The organism is Bacillus sp. FG16 (assembly GCF_057809515.1).
This window is the reverse complement of record NZ_JBMDKC010000074.1, coordinates 17,131-27,837: the sequence shown is the minus strand read 5'-3', so window position 1 is coordinate 27,837 and position 10,707 is coordinate 17,131. Positions and strand designations below refer to the sequence as shown.

Sequence of the window (10,707 nt, the reverse complement as noted above, 5' to 3'; positions counted from 1 at the left end):
ACCAGTGATAGGGCGTTGTTTTTGCCGAAATCACTGGTTTTTTGATGAAAAAAATACCAAAAAAATACTTGATAACTTTACAAAAACATACTATACTTTATTTAAACTTTACAAAATCATCAACAAGAGTTTATGAGGAGGTATCTTGAAATGACGAAAGGAGGACGACAACCTGGAGCGAAGGAACCCATTCGATCATTAGAAAAAATCAATGAAATGAAAGATTGGTTATTACGTCACTCAACGTATCGAAACTACTTTTTGTTTTATTTCGGTATTAACACAGGATTACGAATTAGTGACATTTTACGTTTACGGGTCAAAGACGTCAGAGGAAAAGAAATGATGAAATTAAAAATGGAGAAAACAGAACATACCGTTGAAGTGTTTTTGAATCCCGTTTTACAGCGGGAAATTGAGAAATACACAAAAGTAATGGCAGATTCTGACTGGTTGTTTCCTAGTCGTGTTGGAGATAAACCGATTACGAGACAGATGGCAGATTCCATCCTGCGAAAAGCTGCAGTTGCTTGTGGGATCGATAAAGATCATTGGGGAACGCATAGTATGAGAAAAACATTTGGATATCATTACTACAAACAAGAAAAAGATGTATACGCTTTAATGAAACTTTTTGGACATCAAACACAATCCGAAACATTACGATACATTGGAATTGAACAAGATGAAATGAGAAAAACAATGGATCGTTTCACACTCTAAAACCAAGGAGACGCAAATATGAAAGAAAATCCTAGAGAATTTGTTTTATCAAATTGGAAAAGAGGAATCAGAAGACCTGCTTTACAAAAAGAAGGAATAATTTTCGTTTTGGATGATTTTTTGAATCTGGCATATGACAATTTTTATCGGGTAACTAAACAATGCGGAAGCACAGGTACATTGGCATATCGGACTTGTCAATTGCATTATTCTGGTGATGGTTACAAAGCGTATATGTGGATTGAATCGTATTTTGATTTGATGAAAGAAAAGAAATTTTGCCCCATGTTTGTTGATATTGTTTGCTCAAAGGATTATAAAGGCTTAATGACAGGGTAGCTACTCTAATCCGCAGAATAATTCCCATTAAAAGTAAAATCCGATTACATATTTTAAAGCATGTAGTACTTCATTAAAAGTCATTCAATTTTTTGCTGTTTATAAACATAAGTTATGACACCTGTCTACATACTGATATTACAGCATTCCAAAAATAGAGCCAAAACTTTAGAGTTATGAATCTTTTTGTAAAAAGCAAACATTTATGTTAATGATAAACCTATATTTTTTACTATAACTGGAAACCATCTTGCGGACCACAGCAGCTACCCTGTCACTAAGCCATAAAGAAGATTTGAAATGGATGTTTGGAAGGTCTTACAGTATTGCAGAAGATTTTAGGTTACTACAAGCACTAGGAGAAGATGCAGTGAGGCAAGATAATGCGGCCTATATCATTGCAGCACTCGAAAAATTGGAAGGGTTGCTGCATGCACAAGGTATTTTATTTAGACAGATTAATTCTAATGATATGAAACTTGAAGTATAGGATTGCGAAATGAAAATAAAAGAAAAAGCCCTGGCTTGGTCGGGAAACTTCGACAGGACTTTTTCTAGTACGAAACTCTTGATAACTTAGAAAGGATGATTTGTGTTGACAAAAAACCTTTTAAGAATCAAAAGTGGTGAGTCCATTTTAACATACCCTCACCACAAATTAAAACCTCTCAAAAAATTTTACAATCTCATTTCAGAAAATTATAAAAAGTTAAATGTTTATTTTGGTATTGAAGAAAATATCTCCGATCAAATTTTATTTTACGGTTTTTATACTGTATGTATTTTTATGCTCCTTTTCACTTGTCTCATTGCAGGAACTCTATACGGATTTTAAAAAGAGGGATAACAAATGACAAAAATAAAAGAATCAGATTTGTGAGGAAGCCTATATTTTCGATTTCAATCAGAAGAAAGGGGACGGAACAATGGTTCAAAAAGTTAAAAGTACAACGCAATTTGTTGGATTGGTATTATTGAGCGCTTTAATCGCTGTTAGCTTAGTAAATTAATTGGCTGTAATTTTTTAAGCAAAGGAGAATGAAAAATGAAAATACCAGTAATCGCATTTAAGGCTAAAAATAAAGAAAATAGATATTTATGTGATGGTCCCGATTGTGGGGATTGGACAGATGAGCATTTAGATACTCAAGTATTTACAGATGCGTTGTTTGTCATACGAAATGATTTAAAAAAGCCAACCGAAGAGGATTTGCAAAACTTTTACAAATTTATAGCAAGTTTGCCTATGTCTATTGAAGAGGAATTTATTAAAAATAATTATGATCCGGTGGAAGTTGAATTAACACCAGAGGAATTAAAAATTATTCGTGAGCGTAATGAATGGTAGATGAGATTCTTAGGGAGAAAAGGAGGAATTTTTGATAATGAAATCTGTGAAGGTTTTAAAAAGTGAAGAACTGGAAATTGGTACAGCTGATAAACTTGGTAATTCATTAAAACAATTTGATTTTGTGGTAACAGAGGACGATTTTGAAGGGGTTAGTATCTGTCAAATTCTCTATAACGGGGTCACAAAAGAATTTGTTGCAATGAATTCCGCAGGATGGTGGGTACCATATAAAGATTTGGGTATAACACAAAAATTAAATGATGTGATTGCTAGGGAGTTTTTCGGATTAGAAAAATGTGGTGATTATTGGGGGAAAGATAATACGCCATTTGTAAACATGCACATTGAATATTTCGATGCAATTCATGAATCTGATTTGATCTTAGAAAGACTAGGTAGAAAGTATGACATTTTTACTATGAAGGAACGAGGTTGCTGGTACCTTACAGTGGATGGAAAAATATATACGGAAGAGCGTTTAGGGATAGTGGTATGCTTGGCGGCTATTAATACAGTGAGAAAGTCGGTGTAATAGTTTCCTGGAGGTGAATAAAGTGTACGTGTTTGATGTGTATTACAAAGTTAATGGAAAAGAACATAAAAAATCTTGGTTATTAGCATGGCCCGAAGAAGGTTTTCAGATGAAGAATGAAGTCCAAGATATATTGAATGAAGAGTATAAAGAAAGCGTGACAGTCATAGAAACTGATTTAGAAGAGTTTTAGGATTATCTAGATTAAAATAAAACGAAAATTCAGTCTTATTGTAGAGAGGGGATAATTAAAATGATAAATACTGTATTAGATGAGCAAATAGTTTATGCGGGGAAAATACCTCAAATAAATAAAGTGAAAAAATTTATTATCTCATTAGAACCTAAGCAATATAGCACATTGGAAGGATTAGCATACTATGGTGAGGATTTGAATGAAATAGCTTCTGAATTAATACGAGAAGGGGTAGAGTTTTCATATATGGAAGATATTCCGGTACATGAGTATCAAGCGTATGAACATTTTGTAGAAATTGAGTTACCGTATTTCGAACAACAAATACTGAATGAATTAGCTTTAAGACATGGTTGCTCAGCTAGGAAGATGGCGTATACAGTATTAAATTTCATGTTAAAAGCACAGTAAAAACACCCTATACAAAGGCATAGAGTGAATTTACAATAGGTATTCTGTTGGCAAATGATTTTTAACTAAAGGAATTTAGTCTGGTACACTAAATTCCTTCTTTAATGTTATAACAAATAAAGAATATAATTCAATAAATTTCATACTTTCTTTCAAAAAAAGGGGAGTGCATCATGAAGAACATCTTGGTTTGTTATGATTCGCAAACAAGAAATGTAGAACGTTTTATTTCTAAATTAGGAATGAAAGCAATCAAAATAAAGGAAAATATGAAAATAGAAGATGATTTTATTTTCGTTACGTATACAACGGGATTTGGGCAAGTTCCAGAGAGAACATTGGGTTTCTTAAAAAGGAATCACAATAGGCTATTGGGCGTGGCTGCAAGTGGGAACCGTAATTGGGGCCAAAACTTTGCGAAGAGTGCGGATATAATTGCAAACATGTACAAAGTACCTATAATTCATAAATTTGAGCTATCGGGTATGGAGCAAGATGTAAAAAGCTTCATAAGAAGTATAGATTTGTTGTTATGTTATCCTTAGATGTATACTTCTAACTAGGAAGGATGGGATCAGAGTGTCTACAGAACCAAAGGTAATACAAGATTCATTGAAAAAACAATACAGTGAAGAATATAAGACGCTACAAAGAACGTGGCATGGCATAGATCAAGAATTATTTTATACTTGTCGTTTAGCATATTGGACACAATGGGTATCATTCCACATTGAGCATTGCACATGGCTTTTAAAAGGGAGAATGAAACAACCAAAGCGACAAGAATGTATAAAACAACGTCAATACTTATATGATTTGAAACATAAAGCTTTTAGTTTGTTGGTCCAAAGTAAATATGCGCAATTAAAAGCATTTATACCGCCTTTTCACCGAGAATTATGTGATGAGCATAAAATGAAAATTGGGAAGCAACCAGTGCATTACATGCTAGAAAAAATGTACAAAGAGGTAAAAGAATGCCCTAAGTGTTGTGAGGGAAAAGAACATTATTACTCTTTATATGCTGTTGAGGTTAAGCATGAGGAAACAAATACTTTCTTTTTATTTCACGTACCGTACTTTAAAATCAAAGATATGGTCAAAAAAGATATTAGTACACTTCCAAAGCTTAAACGTTATTCGCTAGATATTGGCGTTACAGAAATTTCAAATGTAAAAAGAGTTCCCGATGCATTTAGTTATAAGTTAACAGTCAAAAAATTTAAAGAAAATTTGGATGCTCTTTCAGAGCTTATTAATAAAGATAAAAAACCAATTACGTTAAATAAACCAAAAGTATTAGGGAATACGAGATACAAAGAGAAAAAGAAATAAGCACCTATATAGGTGCTCTTTTTTGAGGTTTTTTCGAATATTCATAGCAATGGTTTGCTAATAGGATGATGTATAGTGGCAAACTATTACTATTGTTATGTATGATACATTCCACAAAAAAATTACAAAAAAGTTGCAATTTTTATGGTCATATTAATACATATGCACAAAGTTTATGACATATGCACAAATTATTGTGATTACGTATAGCGCTTTGGGATTTTGTCCATAATTACGGGTAAAGGCATAGTGAAAGGGATGTACATAAACAATGTGGGGAAAACCGAAGAAAAAAACAAAGTTAGCAAGATGGCTATTTGAACGCGGTTTGGAGCAAAAGGATCTGATAAGTGCTAGTGGAGTAAGTCGCAATACAGTTTCTAGGGCGTGTAATGAAAAAGACTATATTCCTAGTCCACAAGTGATGAGGAAATTAATTAAGGCTATCAGAAAGCATGATTCAAAGGTTGATATTAATGATTTTTGGAGTATGTAAGTTTCACAGAAAAAGAGCTAGAACTTTCTAGCTCTTTTGTTATGCTATTTGATTTTGATTTTAATACCACCTTTGGATGATTGTGAAGATATAGGGGATTTTTCGATAGGAGAAAACATGTTTATTAAACTATGGATATTCGGTACTTGAACTACTTTTATATATTCGCTTTTGATTTGATAATGCGTATCGGTAATCATAAGAACGATAGGGAATATTTTTTTATTTGGTCGTTGCCAGTGGAATTGTTGCCAAATGTCGGATAAATAAAACTGTTCATAGCGCTCTATTTTAGAGTGCATAACTTTGTCACTGTACTGATTGCGCTGAATTTCGATCATGAATGGGGTGTTACGGAATAAACAAAACATATCACATTCAATTGTTCCTTTTTGCCCAAATTTCGGTTCGATTAACACATTAGAAGGGGTATCGTATTTTGTTAATTCTATATAGGTATCAACAATGGATAGGAAGTGGAAAATTTTTTGGCTGTTGTCTTTTATTTTTGAGTCATATGGTGCGTAGACATAGGGCTGAAAAGATTTATAGGGACGGATATAGTTTCGATCTTGAAGGCGTTTCAAAACTAAATTACAGTTTGACACGGGATTTTTTAAATGTGAAAAGTGTAACGTAATAATCTGATCTCGACTCATAACACGGAAACGAATTAGGTCGTTTAAAATTGCTTTATCACGCTTATTCATGGGACTAATCCTCCATTAATCCAAAGATAGTATTTGGATCGTTTTCTTTGCTTATATGGGAACAGTCGGGGCCTTTGGTATCATCTTTTCGCTTAAAGGGAGATAGTAGTTTTTTTGCTTCTTCTACAGATAAAAAGGGAGCTTGAACCTCCTGGAGACTATCAGCATCTATTTTAAATACCATTCGTCCGGGCTCATCAGAGGGGATGTTTTCAGCGCCGGGAGTACCGCTTATATCGCTGTTCGTTTTATCTTCTGAACGAAAACCAAGCCTAGCGTTTAGAATCGCGCGTATGGCTGTATCTAGGCTCTTATTACAAGGGCGTTGCATAGACAAAATAAGAAACATCCCGTAGGCCCTTCCCAAACACGCATATTGTAACAAGTCCTCTGTAATTTCTTTTTCTTTTTTTAATACAATTACCTCATCAATTACAAGTACAATGAATCCTGGTCTTTCAGATGCTGGAATGTCATTAATGTGACTTACACCGTATTTTTTTAATAAATTACCGCGTTTATCAAGTTCAGCCATTAGCTTTTTCATAATAGGTTTAAATTGTCCTGGAGTATCGCAAACAGTTTTTACATGTTCGATTTTTTCAAAAATGTGAAATTCACTTTTTTTTAAATCAACTAGGTACATTTCAAGTTCATGAGGTTTTTTCATTAAAACCCATGTTGTTAAAATAGTACGCAACATAGAACTTTTTCCGCTACCTGGCACACCGCTAATTAGTGTATTTGGGGATGTAATGAGGGAGTATTTAATCCATTGGTTATATTTGTTTTGACCAACAATAACCGGTAATAGTTCATTACGCACTAGAAGCTCATTAAAGCTGTAATTTACGCTTTTCATACGTTTAGGGAATATACGTATTACACAAGTTATAGATCCTATTTCTAGCTCGATACTGTCGCCTAAATATTGTTTGAAGACATATTCCTTTTCGGTTAAATTCTTTGGATTCATCCCTTTGGGTATGGTGAAAATAATCTCCTTGTGTGTCTCTAATATAAGTATTTTTTGGATAGTAGGGTAAATGTAGGTTTTGACATTTCCATACGTGATGTGAGTCAAAAATAAACTTGCTGAATGAAATGATTTTTTCGTTTGTTCCTCTAGATCGTTAATTTGATTTTTTCTTTTTATATAACTTTGGTAATTTTGCAGGGCCTTCTCTATTTTCGCTAACAATGAAATCCACCCTTTCCGATCCATTGTAATAATTACCAGGACATAACTACCCTATTGGTAAAAATTACATGGTATAAAATTTGAGTTAAAGGGGCACTATGACTTCCCTCGGCCTTCCGCCCTCGTCGTCATAAACACATTTTTTATTTCCTGTTATTGCTACTCATGACACGTTAATACGTAGGTAACAGTAAGTAGGTAGTGATTTAAGTTGCTGATAAAGTAACTTAAAAGCTCTTGCTTAGTCATTAGCCTATGCAGCGGTTGAGTAGGATGTAATTTGTCCGTGATAAAAAATAAAAGAGGTGAAGGAATATGATGGGGTTATTCGTGGTTCTTGGATGCGCTTTGTTATTTTTCTTTTTAGCACAAATTATAATTTCCTCTGGTGGTTATAAACCGGATAGCGATACACAACGTAGAAAATGTCAAAGTAAGTTGGAAAAGCAGGTTTATGATGCGCTTCGTTATAAAGGTTATCACCCTATTGTGCAGCAAAAAGTACCTGGTACACGCTATAAGTTAGACTTTGCCTTTTATTCACCAAACGGAAGAAAGCTGGATCTTGAAGTTGATGGGCCATTTCATCGAGTGCCGGAAAACAGAAGAAAAGATAAAAGGCGTGATGCTCATATGAAGGAAAATGGATGGTGTGTTATAAGAATATCGGATATTGCTTTGAAAAAAGGATTTGAAAAAGAAATCCTCTTATTAGAATCAAAGTTAAATGACATGGGTATACAATCAAATATAAAAACGGATATGATCTTATCCGAACAGAAATAAGGGCGTGTGATGTAATTTATCATCATACGTCCTTATTTTTTGTGAAAAGCTTTGCCCAGAATCCTTGTTTTTTCTCCTGGCTAGATGCTATCAATTTTTGATCAGCATTAAGGGCCTGTATCTCTTTTTTTAGTTGTTCGTACTGTGCGGAAATTGTTTTATTTAGTTCATTAGCTGTTTGTAGTTCCTGTAAAATTTGGCGATTCGTTTCTTCTTGCTCCTGGAACCTGTGCATAAGTGCTTGAAGTGTTTGGGCGGCTTGTGGGCTACTCAAAAAATGGTCATTTTCTTTTTGGGCGGGGGTCGCCCGATCGCTCATATCTTTAGAAAACTCTTCTGTAACAGTAGTTGCGGCCTTATCCTTTGGAATCTTTTGTTTTTTTGTTAGAAGTTTGTATTTTTCCAATGCTGATAAATCATGAGCGGTAAATGCACGACTATCATTTGTGCCTTTGGTAAATTCATAACCGCTCATTTCTAGCTCGCCACACCATCTTTTTAATGTACTGTGTGATATTTGGAGTTTGTCAGCAACCTCATGGGTCCAATAGGCTCGTTCGTGTTCGGATTCGTTCATATCTTTATACCTCCCGTCCAAAGTCGCTCATTTACATTATAGATTAAACAAAAAGGATCGCACATCCTTTAAATAAGGAGTGAGATCCTTTTTTCTAAAAGTCTCGGTCTTCTAAATCCTCATCGTCAAGAGATCCAGTAACCACCTTACTTGTAATTAATTGTCCCGATTTACCAACGTCTTTTAATAAATCATTTTCTAAGGATGTATTGTTATTCTCTTGATTCGACATAACAACAGATGGAGCTGGAGCTACTTGGATAGTAGATATTTTTCTAGTTAGCTGTTCGATGGCCTTCATCATATAATCTTGATTTTTTGAAACCTCAATGAGTTCTTCTTTTGCATCAAATGGCTCTTGACCTTTTAAGTCTTGTTCAACCAACTTTATAAGATATGAAGCTAATTGTTTTGAGCGGGCTTTTTTATCTAAGTGATTATATACTTTTTCACTCATGTTATCTGTTCGAAGGCCAAACACTTTTTGTCTTTCTTCCTTGCTAGTACGTCCCATGTGCTCCCTCCTTTCTTCTGGTGATATGCCTATTTAGATGCTTTTTGTAGCATTTCACCACGGCTTTTAACTTCTAGGCCATATAGGTTTAATTTGCGAGAATCTGGCAAGAAAATATGATTTGCTTGTGCAATTTCAGCGCCATACATTTCCTCAATAACTTCACGGATACTGTCTTCTAGAATTGGAGCAACACCGCCGAAATAGATGTATTTGTATACTTTGTCAGCTGGTGCAGGCATAACATCTTGAATTTTTAAAATTAAAATGTTAGCAAATTCTTTTAAGGAAGACTTAATTTTATCAGTTAAATCAGTGCGTTTTCCACTGTTTCCATCGATCAATTCCATTTTAGGTTTTTGGTAGTTCTGTACAATAAATATCTCGAAAGAGCGCAGGTCATCGAAAAATTCTATGAATTTTTCTTTTCTTAGTTTTTCGATGTGTGATAAATAAGCAAGCTTATCAATTGATTGCATAGAATCTCGGTTTTTTGGTGCTTTTAAACCAGCTGGTGATAAAACAAGATCAATAGTACCGCCGCCAATATCGACTAGTACAGTATCGTTATTATCAAACTGTTTTGCTTCCTCACGATCTTCTAATTCAAAAGTTTTCTTGATACCTAAACGGGCAATTTCTCCTTCAATGCGGCAAGCGGCTTTTTTCACATCAATATTTAAAGTGCGTTCTAAACCAGGGGTGTGAACAGATACGATATGTTCACCTGAAAAACGTTCTGACATAGCTGTTTGTGCTTCGCTAAATTTAGCCGTACGTTTAAGTAACCAGATAGGTAACATTGTTTGGAAGTATTCAATTTCGACAGTGTTATCATCATTTTCTCTTTCTTCATTATTAGCATGATAATAAGCAACAGCAGCTAAAAACATTACATAAGGGATGTGGCTAGTAATTTTATCGTGTAGTTTATTAACGTGATTGTTTGCTAGTGCGTGTTTTGCAGCTTCTTCACCTACTAAAAAATATCTTTCTTTCTCTTCGCCCGGAATTGTTGTAGAGATTAATAAGCGAGAATCTAGATCTTTAGGGTTTCCAATGGCAGCAACAAAATGAGAATCAGCTTCATTTTTGCTGATTTCCACTACATTTGTAGGGATCTCAACATAAAAACCATCAATCAAATTCATATCAAGTGAGTTCCCGGAATCCTTATTCATCATAGAAATTTTCATTTTTTTCTCCACTCCTTTTTTATCTTTGTTAACAATATACCATAACTAAACTGTAGATGGAAGTATTTTCTTATCAAAGTTAACAAAAATATTTTCCGTTTAAATGCTTGTTTTATAAGGTTTTTTGGTGATTTTGTTATTTTTAATTTCATATAATGTTAACAATAATAAAAAGTTAACAATCTGAAAAATATAAATAAAGACAAAGGGTTGCGGCCTGGAAAGAAAAGGAGTATATTTGTATTAGAACAGAAAATTATTCGCACAATTTAGAAAAATAGAGACTTATTTACATAAATTACATAAATAAACAAATAAAAATATAAATCTTACTAATGTC

General features: G+C 33.9%; 17 protein-coding genes. 12 read left to right on the top strand and 5 right to left on the bottom strand.

The window, feature by feature from the left end; all coding sequences use genetic code 11:
* Nucleotides 1-150: 150 nt before the first annotated feature.
* The 11 genes from ACODS7_RS22750 (at nucleotide 151) to ACODS7_RS22700 (ending at nucleotide 5,383) form a co-directional block, all read left to right on the top strand.
* Complete coding sequence (locus tag ACODS7_RS22750; RefSeq protein WP_488827639.1) at nucleotides 151-723, top strand: site-specific integrase; 573 nt, start codon at nucleotides 151-153, stop codon at nucleotides 721-723.
* A gap of 18 nt (nucleotides 724-741) precedes the next feature.
* Nucleotides 742-1,062, top strand: coding sequence for a hypothetical protein (locus ACODS7_RS22745; protein ID WP_488827637.1), 321 nt, complete (start codon nucleotides 742-744; stop codon nucleotides 1,060-1,062).
* Nucleotides 1,063-1,366: 304 nt separating this feature from the next.
* The gene (locus ACODS7_RS22740) at nucleotides 1,367-1,552 is read left to right on the top strand and encodes a hypothetical protein (RefSeq protein WP_488827635.1); all 186 of its coding nucleotides are present in this window, start codon (nucleotides 1,367-1,369) and stop codon (nucleotides 1,550-1,552) included.
* 102 nt (nucleotides 1,553-1,654) lie between these two features.
* Entirely contained in the window at nucleotides 1,655-1,897 is a 243-nt protein-coding gene (locus ACODS7_RS22735) for a DUF3961 domain-containing protein (RefSeq protein ID WP_488827634.1), read from the top strand.
* A gap of 210 nt (nucleotides 1,898-2,107) precedes the next feature.
* Nucleotides 2,108-2,410: a hypothetical protein gene (locus ACODS7_RS22730; RefSeq protein WP_488827632.1), complete on the top strand. Its 303-nt coding sequence runs from the start codon at nucleotides 2,108-2,110 to the stop codon at nucleotides 2,408-2,410.
* A gap of 37 nt (nucleotides 2,411-2,447) precedes the next feature.
* Nucleotides 2,448-2,945 carry a hypothetical protein gene (locus tag ACODS7_RS22725; protein ID WP_488827631.1) on the top strand — a complete coding sequence of 166 codons (498 nt, stop codon included), beginning with the start codon at nucleotides 2,448-2,450 and terminating at the stop codon, nucleotides 2,943-2,945.
* Nucleotides 2,946-2,967: 22 nt separating this feature from the next.
* Nucleotides 2,968-3,138: a hypothetical protein gene (locus ACODS7_RS22720; RefSeq protein ID WP_488827629.1), complete on the top strand. Its 171-nt coding sequence runs from the start codon at nucleotides 2,968-2,970 to the stop codon at nucleotides 3,136-3,138.
* A 60-nt stretch (nucleotides 3,139-3,198) separates the two neighbouring features.
* Nucleotides 3,199-3,552 (top strand): hypothetical protein, encoded by a 354-nt coding sequence (locus ACODS7_RS22715; RefSeq protein WP_488827627.1) that lies wholly within the window; start codon nucleotides 3,199-3,201, stop codon nucleotides 3,550-3,552.
* A 182-nt stretch (nucleotides 3,553-3,734) separates the two neighbouring features.
* Nucleotides 3,735-4,097 (top strand): class Ib ribonucleoside-diphosphate reductase assembly flavoprotein NrdI, encoded by a 363-nt coding sequence (gene nrdI, locus ACODS7_RS22710; RefSeq protein ID WP_488827643.1) that lies wholly within the window; start codon nucleotides 3,735-3,737, stop codon nucleotides 4,095-4,097.
* A 34-nt stretch (nucleotides 4,098-4,131) separates the two neighbouring features.
* Nucleotides 4,132-4,887: a hypothetical protein gene (locus ACODS7_RS22705; RefSeq protein ID WP_488827625.1), complete on the top strand. Its 756-nt coding sequence runs from the start codon at nucleotides 4,132-4,134 to the stop codon at nucleotides 4,885-4,887.
* 271 nt (nucleotides 4,888-5,158) lie between these two features.
* A complete protein-coding gene (locus tag ACODS7_RS22700; RefSeq protein ID WP_088048168.1) occupies nucleotides 5,159-5,383 on the top strand; it encodes a helix-turn-helix domain-containing protein in 225 nt (74 codons plus the stop codon).
* A 44-nt stretch (nucleotides 5,384-5,427) separates the two neighbouring features.
* Here the strand turns inward: ACODS7_RS22700 and ACODS7_RS22695 are convergent, their stop codons facing one another.
* Nucleotides 5,428-6,093 (bottom strand): replication-relaxation family protein, encoded by a 666-nt coding sequence (locus ACODS7_RS22695; RefSeq protein ID WP_488827623.1) that lies wholly within the window; start codon nucleotides 6,091-6,093, stop codon nucleotides 5,428-5,430.
* A gap of 4 nt (nucleotides 6,094-6,097) precedes the next feature.
* A complete protein-coding gene (locus tag ACODS7_RS22690; protein ID WP_488827621.1) occupies nucleotides 6,098-7,294 on the bottom strand; it encodes an FtsK/SpoIIIE domain-containing protein in 1,197 nt (398 codons plus the stop codon).
* 315 nt (nucleotides 7,295-7,609) lie between these two features.
* Here ACODS7_RS22690 and ACODS7_RS22685 point away from each other — a divergent pair, with 315 nt between their 5' ends.
* The gene (locus ACODS7_RS22685; protein WP_488827619.1) at nucleotides 7,610-8,080 is read left to right on the top strand and encodes an endonuclease domain-containing protein; all 471 of its coding nucleotides are present in this window, start codon (nucleotides 7,610-7,612) and stop codon (nucleotides 8,078-8,080) included.
* Between the two features lie 22 nt (nucleotides 8,081-8,102).
* On the opposite strand, the gene ACODS7_RS22680 is transcribed toward ACODS7_RS22685, so the two are convergent.
* The 3 genes from ACODS7_RS22680 to ACODS7_RS22670 all read right to left on the bottom strand — a co-directional run bounded on the left by ACODS7_RS22680 (nucleotide 8,103) and on the right by ACODS7_RS22670 (nucleotide 10,367).
* Complete coding sequence (locus tag ACODS7_RS22680; RefSeq protein WP_488827617.1) at nucleotides 8,103-8,657, bottom strand: DNA-binding protein; 555 nt, start codon at nucleotides 8,655-8,657, stop codon at nucleotides 8,103-8,105.
* A 94-nt stretch (nucleotides 8,658-8,751) separates the two neighbouring features.
* A complete protein-coding gene (locus ACODS7_RS22675) occupies nucleotides 8,752-9,171 on the bottom strand; it encodes a hypothetical protein (RefSeq protein ID WP_488827615.1) in 420 nt (139 codons plus the stop codon).
* A 29-nt stretch (nucleotides 9,172-9,200) separates the two neighbouring features.
* Entirely contained in the window at nucleotides 9,201-10,367 is a 1,167-nt protein-coding gene (locus tag ACODS7_RS22670; protein ID WP_488827613.1) for an Alp7A family actin-like protein, read from the bottom strand.
* Nucleotides 10,368-10,707 lie beyond the last annotated feature (340 nt).

Excerpts from the sequence above, each read along its gene's own strand:
- ACODS7_RS22685 (WP_488827619.1), top strand. The coding sequence starts at position 7,610 with ATGATGGGGTTATTCGTGGTTCTTGGATGCGCTTTGTTATTTTTCTTT.
- ACODS7_RS22745 (WP_488827637.1), top strand. The coding sequence starts at position 742 with ATGAAAGAAAATCCTAGAGAATTTGTTTTATCAAATTGGAAAAGAGGA.
- ACODS7_RS22670 (WP_488827613.1), bottom strand. The coding sequence starts at position 10,367 with ATGAAAATTTCTATGATGAATAAGGATTCCGGGAACTCACTTGATATG.
- ACODS7_RS22740 (WP_488827635.1), top strand. The coding sequence starts at position 1,367 with ATGTTTGGAAGGTCTTACAGTATTGCAGAAGATTTTAGGTTACTACAA.
- ACODS7_RS22725 (WP_488827631.1), top strand. The coding sequence starts at position 2,448 with ATGAAATCTGTGAAGGTTTTAAAAAGTGAAGAACTGGAAATTGGTACA.
- ACODS7_RS22700 (WP_088048168.1), top strand. The coding sequence starts at position 5,159 with ATGTGGGGAAAACCGAAGAAAAAAACAAAGTTAGCAAGATGGCTATTT.
- ACODS7_RS22675 (WP_488827615.1), bottom strand. The coding sequence starts at position 9,171 with ATGGGACGTACTAGCAAGGAAGAAAGACAAAAAGTGTTTGGCCTTCGA.
- ACODS7_RS22730 (WP_488827632.1), top strand. The coding sequence starts at position 2,108 with ATGAAAATACCAGTAATCGCATTTAAGGCTAAAAATAAAGAAAATAGA.
- ACODS7_RS22695 (WP_488827623.1), bottom strand. The coding sequence starts at position 6,093 with ATGAATAAGCGTGATAAAGCAATTTTAAACGACCTAATTCGTTTCCGT.
- ACODS7_RS22680 (WP_488827617.1), bottom strand. The coding sequence starts at position 8,657 with ATGAACGAATCCGAACACGAACGAGCCTATTGGACCCATGAGGTTGCT.
- ACODS7_RS22750 (WP_488827639.1), top strand. The coding sequence starts at position 151 with ATGACGAAAGGAGGACGACAACCTGGAGCGAAGGAACCCATTCGATCA.
- ACODS7_RS22715 (WP_488827627.1), top strand. The coding sequence starts at position 3,199 with ATGATAAATACTGTATTAGATGAGCAAATAGTTTATGCGGGGAAAATA.